The sequence below is a fragment of the Microbacterium sp. CR_7 genome, assembly GCF_041954755.1.
In the GTDB taxonomy this organism is placed as follows: domain Bacteria; phylum Actinomycetota; class Actinomycetes; order Actinomycetales; family Microbacteriaceae; genus Microbacterium.
Genome location: NZ_JAVAYF010000008.1, coordinates 59,614 through 75,345 on the forward strand (window position 1 = coordinate 59,614; position 15,732 = coordinate 75,345).

General features: G+C 70.8%; 16 protein-coding genes. 10 read left to right on the top strand and 6 right to left on the bottom strand.

Going from position 1 to position 15,732, the window contains the following annotated elements; translation table 11 throughout:
• The first annotated feature begins 82 nt into the window (after window positions 1–82).
• The 3 genes from RAC81_RS15810 to RAC81_RS15820 are packed head-to-tail and all read left to right on the top strand — an operon-like array spanning window position 83 to window position 4,215.
• Window positions 83–1,576, top strand: a complete 1,494-nt coding sequence (locus RAC81_RS15810) for an APC family permease (protein WP_375083239.1) — start codon at window positions 83–85, stop codon at window positions 1,574–1,576.
• 42 nt (window positions 1,577–1,618) lie between these two features.
• The gene (locus RAC81_RS15815; RefSeq protein WP_375083240.1) at window positions 1,619–2,803 is read left to right on the top strand and encodes an NAD(P)/FAD-dependent oxidoreductase; all 1,185 of its coding nucleotides are present in this window, start codon (window positions 1,619–1,621) and stop codon (window positions 2,801–2,803) included.
• Window positions 2,800–4,215, top strand: a complete 1,416-nt coding sequence (locus RAC81_RS15820) for an FGGY family carbohydrate kinase (protein WP_375083241.1) — start codon at window positions 2,800–2,802, stop codon at window positions 4,213–4,215. The genes RAC81_RS15815 and RAC81_RS15820 overlap by 4 nt, the downstream gene beginning before the upstream one ends.
• A gap of 29 nt (window positions 4,216–4,244) precedes the next feature.
• On the opposite strand, the gene RAC81_RS15825 is transcribed toward RAC81_RS15820, so the two are convergent.
• Window positions 4,245–4,877 carry a DUF1684 domain-containing protein gene (locus tag RAC81_RS15825; protein ID WP_375083242.1) on the bottom strand — a complete coding sequence of 211 codons (633 nt, stop codon included), beginning with the start codon at window positions 4,875–4,877 and terminating at the stop codon, window positions 4,245–4,247.
• A 56-nt stretch (window positions 4,878–4,933) separates the two neighbouring features.
• Here RAC81_RS15825 and RAC81_RS15830 point away from each other — a divergent pair, with 56 nt between their 5' ends.
• Entirely contained in the window at window positions 4,934–5,836 is a 903-nt protein-coding gene (locus RAC81_RS15830) for an SDR family NAD(P)-dependent oxidoreductase (RefSeq protein WP_375083243.1), read from the top strand.
• A gap of 21 nt (window positions 5,837–5,857) precedes the next feature.
• On the opposite strand, the gene RAC81_RS15835 is transcribed toward RAC81_RS15830, so the two are convergent.
• Window positions 5,858–6,226 carry a DUF4406 domain-containing protein gene (locus tag RAC81_RS15835; protein WP_375083244.1) on the bottom strand — a complete coding sequence of 123 codons (369 nt, stop codon included), beginning with the start codon at window positions 6,224–6,226 and terminating at the stop codon, window positions 5,858–5,860.
• 62 nt (window positions 6,227–6,288) lie between these two features.
• On the opposite strand from RAC81_RS15835, the gene RAC81_RS15840 reads away from it, so the two are divergent.
• Complete coding sequence (locus tag RAC81_RS15840; protein ID WP_375083245.1) at window positions 6,289–7,023, top strand: DeoR/GlpR family DNA-binding transcription regulator; 735 nt, start codon at window positions 6,289–6,291, stop codon at window positions 7,021–7,023.
• 25 nt (window positions 7,024–7,048) lie between these two features.
• Here the strand turns inward: RAC81_RS15840 and RAC81_RS15845 are convergent, their stop codons facing one another.
• Complete coding sequence (locus RAC81_RS15845; RefSeq protein WP_375083246.1) at window positions 7,049–7,738, bottom strand: GPP34 family phosphoprotein; 690 nt, start codon at window positions 7,736–7,738, stop codon at window positions 7,049–7,051.
• 163 nt (window positions 7,739–7,901) lie between these two features.
• Here RAC81_RS15845 and RAC81_RS15850 point away from each other — a divergent pair, with 163 nt between their 5' ends.
• Both RAC81_RS15850 and RAC81_RS15855 read left to right on the top strand, forming a co-directional pair.
• Window positions 7,902–9,305 (top strand): APC family permease, encoded by a 1,404-nt coding sequence (locus tag RAC81_RS15850; RefSeq protein WP_375083247.1) that lies wholly within the window; start codon window positions 7,902–7,904, stop codon window positions 9,303–9,305.
• Window positions 9,292–9,537 (top strand): multidrug transporter, encoded by a 246-nt coding sequence (locus tag RAC81_RS15855; RefSeq protein WP_375083248.1) that lies wholly within the window; start codon window positions 9,292–9,294, stop codon window positions 9,535–9,537. The genes RAC81_RS15850 and RAC81_RS15855 overlap by 14 nt, the downstream gene beginning before the upstream one ends.
• Here RAC81_RS15855 and corA read toward each other — a convergent pair.
• Complete coding sequence (gene corA, locus RAC81_RS15860) at window positions 9,534–10,550, bottom strand: magnesium/cobalt transporter CorA (protein ID WP_375083249.1); 1,017 nt, start codon at window positions 10,548–10,550, stop codon at window positions 9,534–9,536. The genes RAC81_RS15855 and corA overlap by 4 nt on opposite strands.
• Before the next feature lie 34 nt (window positions 10,551–10,584).
• Window positions 10,585–11,868, bottom strand: coding sequence for a serine hydrolase domain-containing protein (locus tag RAC81_RS15865; RefSeq protein WP_375083250.1), 1,284 nt, complete (start codon window positions 11,866–11,868; stop codon window positions 10,585–10,587).
• 86 nt (window positions 11,869–11,954) lie between these two features.
• Here RAC81_RS15865 and RAC81_RS15870 point away from each other — a divergent pair, with 86 nt between their 5' ends.
• Complete coding sequence (locus RAC81_RS15870; RefSeq protein ID WP_375083251.1) at window positions 11,955–12,269, top strand: DUF2470 domain-containing protein; 315 nt, start codon at window positions 11,955–11,957, stop codon at window positions 12,267–12,269.
• 173 nt (window positions 12,270–12,442) lie between these two features.
• On the top strand, window positions 12,443–13,090 hold the full coding sequence (locus RAC81_RS15875) for a heme oxygenase (biliverdin-producing) (protein ID WP_375083252.1): 648 nt from the start codon (window positions 12,443–12,445) through the stop codon (window positions 13,088–13,090).
• A 55-nt stretch (window positions 13,091–13,145) separates the two neighbouring features.
• On the opposite strand, the gene RAC81_RS15880 is transcribed toward RAC81_RS15875, so the two are convergent.
• Entirely contained in the window at window positions 13,146–14,543 is a 1,398-nt protein-coding gene (locus tag RAC81_RS15880; protein ID WP_375083253.1) for an ATP-dependent RecD-like DNA helicase, read from the bottom strand.
• Window positions 14,544–14,648: 105 nt separating this feature from the next.
• Here RAC81_RS15880 and RAC81_RS15885 point away from each other — a divergent pair, with 105 nt between their 5' ends.
• Window positions 14,649–15,713, top strand: coding sequence for a hypothetical protein (locus RAC81_RS15885; protein ID WP_375083254.1), 1,065 nt, complete (start codon window positions 14,649–14,651; stop codon window positions 15,711–15,713).
• The last annotated feature ends 19 nt before the right edge of the window (window positions 15,714–15,732 follow it).

The window sequence follows — 15,732 nt, forward strand, 5'->3', positions numbered from 1 at the left end:
CGTTGACACGCTACTCGTGCTCGCTCTACCGTGCCTTGGTATAGACCAGCTGTATCCACCGCCGTCGAATGAAGGTCGAGTCATGGAACCACCCGAAGCTCCCATCGCCCCGTCCGCCGCCCCGACCGGCACCCGCATGAAGCGGGAGCTCGGGCTCTACGCATCCTTCGCCGTCGCCTTCGGGTTCGTCTCGATCGCGACCGGCATCTTCACGACCTACGGGGCCGTGCTGAACAGCAGCGGCCCCCGCGGCATCTGGGCCTGGCCCATCGCCGTCGTCGGTCAGACCATGGTCGCGCTCATCTTCGGCGCGCTCGCCGCCCGCATCCCGATCAGCGGCTACGCCTACCAGTGGGTGTCGCGCCTGGCCAACCCGATCCTCGGCTGGCTCACCGGGTGGATCTCGTTCGCGTTCCTCGTCGTCGTGGTGGTCGCGGTCGACTACACGATCGCCGCGACGATCCTGCCCGAGCTGTTCGGCTACGCCCCGAGCCCCGCCAACTGCTGGGTCATCACGGCCCTCGTGATGCTGCTGCAGGCGATCCTCGTGGCCCTGAGCACAAAGGTCACCAACCGCGTCAACGAGGTCGCCGTGACCGTGCAGATCATCGGCATGATCGGCATCACCGTGCTGTTGTTCGCCGTCGGTGCGGCGCTCGGGCGCCTCGACTTCTCGCAGCTGTTCGCCACGGCACCCGTCGCCGAGGCGGGGTACTGGGACTTCGGCGGACTCACCGAGGCCGGCCCGTTCCCGCTCGCGTTCCTGCTCGGCGCGTTCACGATCGTCGGCTTCGAGTCGGCGGCGAACCTCGCCGAGGAGACGAAGAACCCGGAGCGCGTGATCCCCCGTGCCATGGTGCAGGCCGTCGTCGCCCTCGGTGTGCTGGGGATGCTGTTCCTCATCGCCGTGACCGCACCCGCGGGCGACACCGCGAAGCTCGCCGAGTCGGCGACCCCGGTGGCCACCGTCATCACCTCGGTGCTGGGTCCCGTGGTCGGGAAGATCCTGCTCGTGCTCGTCGTCATCTCGATCTTCTCGTGCGGCCTCGTCATCACCCTCAGCGGCACCCGCCTGATCTGGGCGATGTCGCGCGACGAACGCTTCCCCGCCTGGCAGCTGCTCCGCCGCGTCAGCCGCACCCGGCACACCCCGGTGGCGGCGACGCTCGGCTACCTCGTCATCACGCAGGCGATCCTCGCGATCTTCAGCGGCACGAGCGACGCGCTCTTCATCCTGTTCTCGGCGGCGACCCTGCTCCCGGCGATCATCTACGCGAGCACCGTGCTGCTGTACATCGTGAAGCGCCGCTCGCTCCCCGCGAGCGCCGGGTTCTCGCTCGGCCGGTGGGAGGTGCCCGTGCTGATCCTCGCGAGCGTCTGGCTCGTGTACGAGCTGCTCATCTTCCGCGACGTCTCGTTCGAGCAGCCGCGACTGTACGTCGGCGTCATGCTCGTGATCGGCATCGCGTACCTCGTCTACCTGCTCGCGACGCGCGGGCGCAGCGGCCTCACCATGCCAGACATGGCCGACGTCGACCGCGCGTTCGACGACGACACCGCGTCCGCCTTCCGGTGAGACGCCCCCTCCTCCAGAGAAATCAGCGAAAGTGGAACCATCATGAACTCCCCCTCTCCCGCCCTCCCCGTCGTCGTCATCGGCGGAGGAATCGTGGGGTCGGCCCTGCTCTACACGCTCGCGCACCGCGGAGTGGATGCCGTGCTCCTCGAGGCCGAGAGCGCGCTCGGTCTCGCGGCGAGCGGCACGAACTCGGGCGTGCTGCACACCGGATTCGACTCGGCGCCGGGCGCGCTCGAGACCGAGCTGATCCTGCGCGCCGCCCGCATCCGTCCGGCCATCCTCGACGCGCTCGGAGTGCCCGTCATCCACTGCGGCGCCGAGCTCGTGCCGCACACGGACGAGGATGCCGAGACGGTCGCCGCGCTCGCAGCCGGCGCCGCCGCGAACGGCGTGGAGGTCGAGATCCGCGAGTCGGACGGCGCCCTGCTGGTACCGGGCGAGTCTGTCAGCGACCCCGTCGCGTTCACGTCGGCGCTCGCGGCGTCGGCCGTCGCCGCCGGCGCACGGGTCGAGCTGGGCGCACGCGTCTCCGCGCTCTCGCCGGGCGAGGACGCCATCGTGGTCGAGACGATCGACGGCCGGACCATCCGAGCCGCCGCGGTCGTCAATGCCGCCGGGCTGCACGCCGACGACGTGGCCCGGCTCATCGGCGACGACTCGTTCGAGATCTACCCGCGCAAGGGCGAGTTCTTCGTGTTCGAGCTGCCGGGCGGCGCGACGCTCGACCGCATCATCCTGCCGGTGCCGACGAAGCGCACCAAGGGCGTGCTCGTCTTCCCCACGCTCGACGGCAAGGTGATCGCTGGTCCGACCGCGGTCGACCTCGACGACAAGGACGACTGGACGGTGCGCCCCGAGGCGCGGGAGGAGATCCTCGCGAAGGCCGTCACGCAGCTCCCCGCGCTGGACGGCCTCGAGCCGATCGCGAGCTACGCGGGGCTCCGCCCTGCCGGCCGCGGGAGCAACTACGTGATCGGGCCGTCGGAGAAGGATGCCCGTCTGATCAACGTCGCGGCCATCCGCTCGACGGGTCTCACCGCGTCACTCGGCATCGCCGATCATGTGGCGGAGCTGCTCCCCGCGGTCGGCATCGAGGTCGGTCCGCTGCAGCCGCCCACGCCCGCGGCGCCGGTACCGGCCGCGAACGCGCCGTGGTGGCGCCGCACGGCCGAGCACCGCGGCGTGCTGCCGGGTGCCGTCGCGGGCGAGGACCAGCCGTCATGACCACCGTGCTCGCGATCGACCAGGGCACGTCGGGCACCAAGGCGGTCGTCGTCGACGAGTCCGGGGAGATCCTCGCCCTGAGCGAGGTGGCCGTCCGGCCGGCATACCTCTCGGGCGGCGGGGTCGAGCAGGACCCGGAGGCGCTGCTCGACTCGGTGCTCCGCGCCGGACGCACCGCGGTCGGCGACGCGAAGGTGGACGTCGACATCGTCACCCTCGCGAACCAGGGCGAGACCGTGCTCGCGTGGGATCCCGACACGGGTGCCGCGTTGTCGCCCATGATCGTGTGGCAGGACCGCCGCGCCGAATCGGTCTGCGCCGAGCTGCGCGACCACGCGGATGACGTCGCCCGCCGCACCGGGCTCGTGCTCGACCCGTACTTCTCCGCGCCGAAGCAGGCGTGGCTCCGACGGAACGTCACGCGGGAGGGCGTCGTGACGACCTCCGACAGCTGGCTGCTGCACCGTCTCACCGGCGAGTTCGTCACCGACGCCTCGACCGCCAGCCGCTCCCTCGCGGTCGACCTCGACAGCGCCGCCTGGGACACCGAACTGCTCGGCCTGTTCGGACTCGCCGACGAGCGACTCCCCCGCATCCTCGCATCCGACGACATCGCGGGCACGACGACCGCCTTCGGTGGCACCGCTGCGGTCGGCGGGCTGATCGTCGACCAGCAGGCGGCGCTCGTCGCCCAGCACTGTCTGCAGCCCGGTGAGGCCAAGTGCACGTTCGGCACCGGAGCGTTCCTGCTCGCGAACACCGGTACGGAGGCCGTGCGCTCCACTTCCGGGCTCTCGTCGTCGGTGGCGTGGCAGCAGGGCGGGCAGACGAGCTACTGCCTCGACGGCCAGGTGTACACGGCGGCGTCCGCGGTGCGCTGGCTCGAGAAGCTCACGTTCATCGACACGGCCGCCGATCTCGACCGGGTCGCCGCCGACGACGCGGACGGCGTGCTGTGCGTGCCGGCCCTCGCGGGACTCGCCGCTCCCTGGTGGCGCCCGGACGCGACGGCGACGTTCACCGGCATGACCCTGTCCACCGGGAGCGAGCACCTGGTGCGCGCGGTGCTGGAGGGTATCGCGGCGCAGGTGGCCGAGCTGGCCCGCGCGATGTCGGCCGACCTCGGCTCCCCGCTCCAGCGGCTGCGGGTCGACGGCGGGCTGACGCGCAGCCGGGTGCTCATGCAGGCGGTCGCCGATCTCATGCGCGTCCCCGTCGACGTGTATCCGTCGCAGCACGCGACACCTCTCGGTGCTGCCGCGCTCGCCCGCTGCGCGGCGGACCCCTCGCTCACGCTCGACGAGGCGATCGTGCCGTGGTCGCCGTCGCACACGTACGAGCCGCAGTGGTCGGACGACAGAGCCGCGGAGTTCTCGGGGCGCTGGCGCGCGGTGGCGGAGTCGCTGTCCTGACCCGCCGGCAGCCGGTCCGGGAGGCGCGGTCAGGCGCCGCCGACGTACAACTCGCCGACCGGCACGGCCACCGGCAGCACGTTGCCCGGCTGCGCGAGGGGGCACGCCCATGCCGGGTCGTAGGCGCACGACGGGTTGTAGGCGAAGTTGAAGTCGAGCACGACGGTGCCGCGCTCGGCATCCGATCCGAGGTCCGCGCCCTTGATGGTGTCCAGCAGGTAGCGTCCGCCGCCGTACGTGCCGTCGGGCGCGCCGGCGAGTGCGTCGCGCACCGGCACGAACAGCCCGCCGCCATAGGTCGTCAGGCGCCAGACGTCGAGGCTGCCCACGCCGGGGATCTCGACGAGCCCGACGCGCTCGAACGGCACCACCCCGTCGGTGCCCGTCGCGAACTCGAAGCCGCCGGGCTCTGCGTCGAGGATCGGCAGCTCGAAGCGCCACTCCGGGTCGTACGAGGCGATCGGCACGCCCTCTAAGAGCACCCGGTCGTCGGGCAGGAGCGGGGTGGCCGGATGCCGCAGCAGCAGCTCGTCCCGCTCGATGCGCCACAGTTCGTGGGCCTCCTCGGGCGAATCGGCCTCACGGATCGCGGCATACAGCGCGAAGACGCGGCGTCGCCAGTCGGCGACCTCGAGGGCCGTTCGTGCACTCTGCGTGGTCATGCGCCCAGGCTACGGGAGGCAGCGCCACCCGGGGCCGGGCACCGTAGGTTGGTGTGATGACCCCGACCCCGCAGACTCGCGACCTGGCCGGCCGCACGTTCCTCGTCACCGGGGCAAACGCCGGCATCGGATACTGGTGCGCCGAGCTGCTCGCCGCCCGCGGGGCGCGGGTCGTGCTCGGCTGCCGCTCGGTCGAGCGCGCGGGCGTGGCCGAGCGGTCGATCCGCGAGCACGTCGAGGGCGCCGACGTCGGCATCCTCTCCCTCGACCTCGGATCCCTCACGAGCATCGCCACGGCCGCGGCGAGCCTGGACGAGCCTCTCCACGGCGTGATCTGCAACGCGGGGGTGAAGGCGGCCGATCGCGGCGAGCGCACCGCCGACGGGCACGACCTCATGGTCGGCACCAACGCCCTCGGCCACTTCGCTCTGCTCGCCGAGCTCACCCCCGCCTTCGCGCCGGATACCAGGGTCGTCGCCGTCGGGTCGATCGCGCACCGGTTCGCGCGCATCTCCCCCGACACGCTCGACGCCCCGTGGACCGGCAGCTCGCTACGGCAGTACGGGCGCTCGAAGGCCGCGCTCATGGCGCTCGCGTTCGAGCTCGACCGACGCTGGCGCGGCACCGCACGCTCGGCGCTCTGCGCGCACCCCGGGTACGCGGTCGACCCGCTCACCCCGCAGCGCGACGGCCTCGCTCCCGTGCGCCCGCTCGCGCGGCGCCTCGCCTCACTGACGCGCGGACTCGTGCAGGGGAAGGATGCCGGCGCCGCGCCGATCGTGCACGCCGCGACGTCACCCGACGCGACCGGGAGCGACTACTGGGGGCCGGGCGGACTGCTGGAGTTCCGCGGCGCTCCGCGTCGCGTCCGCGCCTCGGACGAGGTGCGCTCGCTGGGGGTCGGCGGCGCACTCTGGACGGCCGCCGAGGAGCTCACCGGAGTGACTTTCCCGGCGTGATCGGTCGCGCCGCCCGTGCGCTCAGGCGACGCGGACCGCGGCCGGGATCTCGTCGAGCGAGCGGTAGACCGGGAGTCCGCGCTGGAGGGCGATCTCGACGTCCTTGTCCGCGCCCGCTGAGGCTCCGGGCAGGCGCAGCACCGCGTCGCAGTGCTGCAGCAGACGGCCGGCCGTCTCGTACATGACGTCGCCGTCGGCGGCCTCGCGCTCGTCGAGGCCGCGCAGGATCGGCAGCGCCACCCACTCCCCGATCATCGGCACGTGCCCGAGGCGGTGGATCGGAGCAGCCGCCTCTTCCAGGCGTGCGAGGTTGCGAGCGATGAGTTCGGGGGCTCCGCCGGTTCCGGAGCGGTAGGGGCCGGCGACGAGGATCAGGAGTGGTGTGTTCATGCCGAGCACTGTATCGTTAACCGTGCAGAAACGTGCAAGTCCATGAAAGAACGGGTTGTCGAATGCTGAGCGCGCAGCGCAAGACCCACCTCCGGGAGATCCTGCAGCGCGACGGTCGGATCGTCGCGAAGGACGTCGCCCGCGAGCTGTCGCTGTCGGAGGACTCCATCCGTCGCGACCTCCGCGAGATGGCCGAGGCCGGTGAGCTCGTCCGCGTCTACGGCGGAGCAGTCCCGGTCCCCGCCGCCGACCGCCCTGTCGACGCGCGACTCCGCCTCGCGACGGAGAGCAAGGAGCGCGTGGCCCGCCGAGCGGTCGACCTGATCGCCCCGGCATCCACCGTCGTGCTCGACGCGGGAACGACCACACTCGCCATGGCCAGGATGCTGCCGCCCGGCCCCGATCTGACCGTGATCACCCCGAGCCCTGCCGTCGCGCTGGCGGTGGCCGAGCACTCCGATGCGCGCGTCGTGATGATCGGCGGCGAGCTCTCGCGGCACTCGCTCGTCGCCAGCGGGCCGTTGGCGATCGAGGCCCTGCAGCACCTGGCCGCGGACATGTTCTTCCTCGGCGTCACCGGCATCGACCCCGAGAACGGCCTCACCACGGGTCGCCTCGACGACGCGGCGACGAAACGAGCAGTCGCCGCCCGGAGCCGACGCACCTACGTGCTGGGCAGCGAGGAGAAGATCGGGGCGACGTCGCACTTCCCCGTTCTCGATCTGGATGCGGTGACCGGGATCGTGGTCGACCCCGATGACCGCAATCCCCTCATCGGACGCCTCCCGACCGCCTGACGGGTGGCGCGTCAGGTGACCGCGCTCAGCTGACGGTGGCCGCGACGATCGCCGGAGTCATGGCCGCCATCATCGCCGCAGCCATCGCCGCGTTGAGGGCGCCGGCCACCGCGTCGCCGACCGCGGTGCCGTCGGCCTGCGGCGCGTCCGCCGTCAGCTGTTCGATCCGCTTCTTGAGGTCGCGCGCCGAGGCACCGGCGCACTCCTCCCGGAGGATCGCGTGCGCCGCGTTCAGGTTCTGCAGGATCGACAGCAGCGAGAGGTCGGCCCTGGTGGCCGCGCGGTCGCCGGCGATCACGTCGGCGAGGCGGGCGCGCAACACGCGCTCGGGCGCCGGGTCGGACTCGGGCGTGCGCACCGACCCCCAGCCGAAGAACCCTCGCTCACCGCGCACGAGCACGCCCTGCACCACGAGCGACTCGACGACCACCTCGAGCGGGTCGAGCTTGGGGCGTGCGATGAGCGACTGCAGACGCTTGCCGCGCAGCGGGATGAGCCGCTCGAGCGTCGTGTCGAGCACGGGATGCCCGGTCGGCTCGGTCGACGCGATCTCGACGACAGGGTGACGCTCGTCGGTCAGGGCGATGCGGCCGCGCAGCGCGAGGTCGGTGAGCACGGCGGCGATCTCGCCGTAGAGGCGATTGACGCTCACCGAGGAGTCGACCCGGCCGTCAGGACGCAGGAGGAGCATGTGGAGCTCTTCGACGATCAGCATGACTCCACGGTATGCATGAGCGCCGACGTCCGGCATCCACCGCAGGAATGATTCCCCGTGCCGGCTCCGGACCGACCGGACCAGGGCGAGTCATACCTGGCGACGGAACCTGGCCGTGTCAACCCCGTCGCCCGATGACGGCAACGTTCCTAGGGTTCAGCGCATGACCTCCGAGACGACTGCCGCGCCCGCCGGCGCGGAGACGCCCACGAAGCTGCGGCGCGCGATCACCGGCCCCCTGCTGTTCGCCTTCATCCTCGGCGACGTGCTGGGCGCCGGCATCTACGCGCTCATGGGCGTGCTCTCCGAGGAGGTCGGCGGGATGCTGTGGGCACCCCTGCTGCTCGCACTCCTGCTCGCGCTGCTGACCGCCGGCTCCTACGCCGAGCTCGTCACGAAGTACCCGCGCGCGGGCGGCGCCTCCGTCTTCGCCGAGCGGGCTTTCCGCAGTCCGATCGTGTCGTTCCTCGTCGGCTTCAGCATGCTCGCCGCCGGCGTCACGAGCGCCGCGGGCCTGGCGATCGCCTTCGCCGGCGACTACTTCGGCACCTTCTTCGACCTGCCGGCGACACCGGTCGCCATCGTGTTCCTCGCCATCGTGGCCGCGCTCAACGCCCGCGGCATCAGGGAGTCGATGGGCGCGAACCTGGTCATGACAGCGATCGAGCTCAGCGGCCTCGTGATCGTGATCGCCGTGGTCGGCATCTTCGTGGCGGGCGGGGGCGGCGACGCATCGCGTCTGACCGCGACGCCCGAGGGCACACCTGTCGCCCTCGCGGTGCTGGGCGGAGCGGTGATCGCGTACTACTCCTTCGTGGGCTTCGAGACCTCGGCGAACATGATCGAAGAGGTCAAGAACCCGCGCCGCACCTACCCGCGGGCGCTGTTCGGCGCGCTGTTCACCGCCGGGGCGGTCTATGTGCTCGTCGGCGTCGCGAGTTCCCTCACCCTCCCCGCCTCCGAGCTGCAGGAGTCGAGCGGCCCGCTGCTCGCGGTGGTCGAGGCCACCGGCGTCAGCATCCCCTCTTGGCTGTTCAGCCTCATCGCGCTCATCGCGGTCGCCAACGGCGCGTTGCTGACCATGATCATGGTGAGCCGCCTCACCTACGGCATGGCCGAGCAGCGCCTCCTCCCCGGTGTGCTCGGGCGGGTGCTCCCGAACCGCAAGACGCCGTGGGTGGCGATCCTCACCACGACCCTCGTCGCGATGGGACTCACCCTCGTCGGCGACCTCGCGACGCTCGCCGAGACCGTGGTGCTGCTCCTGCTGTTCGTGTTCCTCAGCGTCAACGTCTCGGTACTGGTGCTGCGTCGCGACCGGGTCGAGCACGACCACTTCCGGGTCTGGACGTTCGTTCCGGTGCTCGGCGTCGCGTCCTGCATCCTTCTTCTCACCCAGCAGCGGCCGGTGGTGTGGCTCTTCGGCGCCATCCTGCTCGCCGTGGGCGTGGTGCTGTTCGCCCTCGCCCGCTGGGGACGCGCACGCTCCGACCGCGCGGCGAGCACTGCTTCCGACTCCCCCACGACCACCGCCCACACCCAGGAGGACACCCATGGCAACGCCTGACGACACCAGCAGCGTCGACGACATGACCTTCGACGAGAAGCGTCACGACCAGTTGACCGCCGCCCCGAACGCGACGGAGGAGGACGCTGCGCCGCGCATCGAGGTCACCGAGCACGACGGCGTCACGCGCCTCGACATCGCTCCGGATGCCGCGGTGCGCCCCGGCCCCGGACCGGGCGTCGAGTTCGACGACCAGGGCCGACCGGTGGACCGCGAGCCCGAAGGCCGCTAGAGCCAGCCCTTGCGCTTGAACGCGACGTACAGGCCGACGCCCATCGCGAGCATGAGCCCGATCGCCATCGGATAACCGAACGCCCAGTGCAGTTCGGGCATGTTGTCGAAGTTCATGCCGTAGACGGTGCCGACGAGCGTCGGCGCGAAGAGGATCGCGGCCCACCCCGAGATGCGCTTGACCTCGTCGTTCTGTCGGATGCTGAGCTCGGTCATGCGCCGCATCTCCTCGTTCTGACGACGGGCGACGATCGTCGACTCCACCGTGAGCGCGTTGTCAAGGACGGTGCGGAACGTGGTGACCCGGTCGGCGATCCGCAGCGTGTGGTCGAGCACGTCGCGGAGGTACCGCTGCAGCTCCTCGTCGACGTGGTACTTCTCCGAGCCGCGCAGCAGGGCGTCGAGCATCCCCGACAGCGGCTGGGTCGCCCGCTGGAAGTCGATGACCTCTCGCCCGAGCTCGTAGATGCGCTGCGTCGCGTCGACGCCCTCTTCGAACAGCTGGCTCTCGATCTCGTCGATGTCGTTCTCCAGGCCGGCGAGCACGGGCGCATACTCGTCGACGACCTCGTCGAGGATCGCGTAGAGCACCGCTTCCGGCCCCTGCCTCAGCAGCGAGGGATCGCCCTCGAGGCGACGACGCACCCTGCCCAGGTCCGGAGACTCGGCATGGCGGATCGTGACGACGAACTCGGGTCCGACGAGCACGTGGATCTCGCCGAACTCGACCTCCTCGGTCGCGTCGAGGTAGCGGGCGGAGCGCAGCACCATGAACAGCACGTCGCCGTAGCGCTCCAGCTTCGAGCGCTGGTGGCCGGCGAGTGCGTCTTCGACCACGAGCTGATGGATGCCGAACTCGTCGGCCACCTCGCGGATCTCCTCGTCGTTCGGGCGGTACAGCCCGATCCAGCTCATGCCGCCCCGCGCGTGCATGAGCTCGAAGGTCTCACTGAGGCTCGTGGGGTTCTCGGTGCGGACACCGTCGACGTAGATGGCGTTGTCGATGATCGGCATGGCGCTCCTCCCGCTCCGGCCGCGCCGGGTGCGCTCAGCCCTCGGCGGGGGCGACGCAGGCGACGGCCGTGTCGGCGATCGCCTGGTGGTACTGCTCCGCGGTGAACGGCAGCCCGAACTCGGGGGCCGTCTGCCCGGATGCTGCAGGGGCCTTCGACGCGATGGCGGCGAGCTCCCACGCGAGGTACGCGGCGATCGTGCCGCCCTGCGTCGAGTCGTTGAGCGACACGGCGACCGTGAACCCGGTGGTCGGGTCGGAGTACGCGGCGGTGGCGTAACCCGGAGTCCAGCCGTACTGTCCGATCATCGAGCCGACGAGGCTCGCACCGCCGGTCGCCTGCTGCCACGACGGCGCGCCCTCGAAAGCGGGCAGCGGGGCTCCGAAGCGGTTCGGCTCCTCCTTGGTCCGCAGCACCTGGGCCGCCTCGGCCTGGGCGTACCGACCGAGGTCCTCGATGGTCGACACGACGCCCGAGTCGGTGAACCCGGTGCTCGACGACAGGGTCGTGATGTCGACGGGGGCCGCGCAGTTGTAGCCGCCCTCGACCGCCGAGAGGTAATGGCCGTTCATGAAGGGACCGGTCGACGGCGGCGCCGCCGTCGCCCCCGGCAGCGACGTGTTCGCGAGCCCGAGGGGCTCGGTGACGTACTCGGAGATCAGCTCGGCGGCCGTCATCCCGGAGGCGCGCTCCAGTGCGAGGCCGAGGATCAGGTACCCGGCGTCGGACTCGCGGTAGGCGGTGTGCGGCGCGATGCGGCCGGCACCCAGGCCGTAGGAGGCGAGCTCGAGCGGAGCCCAGACGCGCTCCGGGGTGTTCAGCCACGCGGACTTCGCGACGGCCTCGGACGAGCCGATGCCGCTCGTGCCGTTGCACAGGTCGACCAGGGTGATGTCGGTCATGTCGGGCACACCCGAGACGTAGTCGGGAACGGGGTCGTCGAGCTCGACAGTCCCCTCGTCGGCGAGCGCGTACAGCACGTCGCAGGTCATCAGACGGGTCACATCGCCGATGCGGAACGCCATGTCGGTGCTGATCTCGTCACCAGCGCCAGGATCCTGCGTGCCGACACCCGTGACCCAGCGGCCGCTCCACGGCACCCAGACGCCCACGACGGCCCCGGTCGCACCGGAAGCAGTGAGGGCGTTGTTCACGGCATCCTGCATCGCCGCGACCGTGTCGTCGGGCAGAGCACCGTCGACCTGAGCGGGCGGCTCGTAGCTGAACGACGGCTCGGACGTGCACCCGGTGAGGAAGATCCCGAGCATGGCGACGCCGGCCGCTGCTGCGCGGAACCTGCGCGACGAGAGAAGCTGCATGAAGGGGACCCCCGGAAGACGTGTCTCCCGAGTCTAGAACGCGGATGCTGAAAGTACGCATCGGGCGTGCCCGTAGGGTGATGATCATGCCCCACACCTTCGATGCCGACATCATCGCCGCCGTCCTCCGGCACATGAACGGCGACCACACCGACGACAACCTGCTGATCGCCAGGGCCTTCTCCACGGAGGAGGAGGGCGAGGTCACGGGGTCGACCATGACCGGCTTCGACGGCGACGGAGGCACGTGGAGCGTGACCCGCGGCGGCACGGCATCCGAGCTGCGCGTCCCCTGGCCCGGCGGCCCCATCACCGAGCGTCCGGCGGTGCGGCGCGAGGTCGTCGCGATCTACGACCTCGCCTGCGCGAAGCTCGGCATCGAACCCCGGCCCCACGACTGACCCGCGCCGCCTTTCGTTTCGCCGAGCCACCCCCTTCTCGCCGAGCCACCCCCTACGGCACGGTGGGAAGAGGGTGGTTCGATGCGAAGGGGGTGGCTCGGCGTGGGGGTGGGGCGCAGGCGGGGCGACATCGAGGGTTTCGCTTCAAGTTAGGTAACCCTTACACTGAGGGCATGTCCGAGATCCTCTCCTTCTCCGCCGCCCTCCGTGAGCGCTCCTCCGGTTCGCATTCGCGCAGCGAAGGGGCGGGCTTCATGTCCGATCTGCTCAAGGGCGAAGGGTCTCGCGAGGACTACATCTCGCTCGTCGCTCAGCACTACTTCATCTACGAGGCGCTCGAGGGCGCGGGCGACCGGATGCGTCAGGACCCCGTCGCGTCGGTCTTCCTCAGCGACAGGCTCACACGCCTCCCCGCGCTCGAGGCGGACCTGGCGTTCCTGCTCGGCGACGACTGGCGCGAGCTCATCAGCCCGCTGCCGACCACGCAGCGCTACGTCGAGCGCATCCGACAGGTCGGCGCGACCTGGGCCGGCGGGTTCGTCGCCCACCACTACACGCGGTACCTCGGCGACCTGTCGGGCGGCATCTTCATCGGCCGGGTCATGGCGCGCCGCTTCGGCTTCGAGACCAACGGGATCGGCTTCTACCTCTTCGACGACATCGCCGACCCGAATGCCTTCAAGGATGTCTACCGCGAGCAGCTCGACGCCGCACCCTGGGATGACGCGGAGCGCGAGCGCGTGATCGACGAGGTGCTGCTGGCCTACCGCTTCAACACCGAGCTCTTCGAGGACCTCGACCGGGCGCGCGTCGCCGCCTGACGCAGCTCACCGCGTTTCGTCTCGCTCCGCCCGCTCGACGACCTCCCGGGACGCGTCAGGCCCGGCCCACCTCCGGGGTCGACCGCGCAAGCCACGCGTCGCGCATGAACCGACGTACGTCCTCGTCGACCCGGATGTCGCTCGGGCGCAGCGGGCGCGACAGGTACAGCCCGTCGAGCGACGTGAGCCGCGACAGCGCGACATACGTCTGACCCGGGGCGAACGCTCCCGATCCGAGGTCGATGATCGCCCGGTCGTAGGTCTTCCCCTGCGACTTGTGGATCGTCACGGCCCACGCCAGACGCAGCGGGAACTGCGTGAACTCGGCGATGACGTCGCGCGTCAGCTTCTTCGTCGTCGGCTCGTACGAGTAGCGGAACCGCTCCCAGACGGCGGGCTCGACGTCGACCTCCTCGCCGTCGATCTCGACGCGCACGGTCTCGCCGAGGATGCGCACGACCGTGCCGATCGTGCCGTTCACCCACCGTGGCGGCTCGCCCGACATCGAGGTGTCGTTGCGCAGGAACATCACCTGGGCCCCGACCTTGAGCTTGAGCTCGGTCTCGGCGGGCAGCGACGCCTCTCCGCGGCCGAACTCGCCATTGATCTCGGCCTTCGCGGTCTGCTCCTTGCCTGGCAGCGCCGCGAGGTGACGGCTGTTGATGCCGTTCACGATGTCGTTGCGGGTCGCGAGCGTGATCATCGGCACCTCCCCCGGCTCCGGCTCGGGCGGCGTCCGCGCGCCCTGCGTGTTGAGCACGCCGGCGATCTCGGCGGTCACACGGCCGTAGCGCACGGCGTTCAGCATGGCCTTGAACCCGTCGTCGGACTGCCGGTGGATCTGCACGAGCTCGCGCACATGCAGCTCCGCACGGGTGTCGACCGCGAACAGGGCATCGCCCGACGGGGTCTCCGCATCGCCGCCGTCGAAGCCGGCCCAGACCTTCGCGTCGAAGAACCAGAACGACCGGTAGTGATCCTTCACGTACCGGAGCTCGTCGCCGCGCGGCGGCACCGGCGCCAGCTGGTACGGGTCGCCGAACATGACGACCTGCACCCCGCCGAACGGGATGCCGCGCTTGCCGCGCGCCTGCCGGAGCGAGCGGTCGATCGCATCCATGAGGTCGGCGTTCACCATGGAGATCTCGTCGATCACGAGCGTCTCGATCGCGTTGAGGATGCGGCGGGTGTTGTCGTTCTGGTCGATGTCGGAGTCGCCGATCAGCCCGATCGGCAGCCGGAACAGCGAGTGGATCGTCTGCCCCTCGACGTTGAGGGCGGCGACGCCGGTCGGCGCGCAGATGGCGATCTGCTTCTTGGTGTTCCAGGAGAAGTACTGCAGCAGGGTCGACTTGCCCGTGCCGGCACGTCCCGTGATGAAGACGTGCTCGCTCGTGTCCTCGATCAGCCGGAACAGCTCCTGCTGCTCGTCTGACAGGGCGGGGAAGGACACGACTCTCATGGTACGTGGCGCGGGGGCACGGCATCCCTCTGACACGGAGGCGACGCCCCCGTCGACGCTCGGCGTCCCCTCAGCGCCCCCTCCTAGACTTGCGCCATGCAGCAGGTCGAGACGAAGGCGCCCCGGCGCTCCCGTCTCGCTGCCGATCTCGCGCTCCTCGCCGTGGTCGGGCTCGTGCTCGTCGCCGCCCTCGCGGCGGGCGGCGTCACGCTGTACCAGCAGTTCTACGGCCCGTCCGCGTTCGTCGAGCGGTACCTCGACCTGCTGACGCAGGGCAGGGCGGCCGACGCGCTCCGCGTGCCGGGCGTGGCGATCGACAGCGAGACGCTGGAGGAGGCGGGCATCATGGTCTCGGCATCCGAAGCCATGCTGCGCCAGGCCGCGCTCGCACCGCTCTCGCAGGTCGAGGTCGTGTCGGAGAAGCCCGAGGGCGACCACGTGGCGGTCACGGTGTCGTACCGCGCGGGCGAGCACGAGGGCACGACGACGTTCTCGGTCGCGCAGGACGGCTGGGCAGGGGTCACCCCGAACTGGCGCTTCACCACCAGCCCGCTCGCCGTCGTGAACCTCACGCTGCGCGGGGCCGACCGGTTCGCGATCAACGGCTTCGAGGTGGACCGACGGCAGATCTCCGCCGATGCCGCGCCGCTCGATCCGCTTCCGATGCTGGTGTTCACGCCCGGCATCTACTCCGTGACCGTCGATACCGCGATCTCGACGTCGACGGGGGTGGGCGTGCTCGCCGACACCCCGCTCGCCGTCACGCCCCTCGACGTGCAGACCGAGCCGACCGAGGAGTTCGTGGCGGTCGTGCAGCAGCGGGTCGAGGAGTTCCTGACCGAGTGCACCACGCAGGAGGTGCTGCAGCCGACGGCATGCCCGTTCGGGCTCGAGGTGTCGAACCGCATCGCATCGCTGCCGCAGTGGTCGATCGCCGCACAGCCGCAGGTCACGGTCGTCCCCTCCGACGACGGCCAGTGGAGCATCCCCCCGACGGATGCCGTCGCGCACGTCGAGGTCGAGATCCGCTCCCTCTTCGACGGCTCGGTGGAGGAGGTCTCGGAGGACGTGCCGTTCCAGGTGAACGGGACGATCGCGATCCTGCCGGACGGCTCGGCGTCGATCCGCGTGGGGTCGCCGGAGGACGCGCCGCAGGACTAGCGCACTGCGGGACGACCGC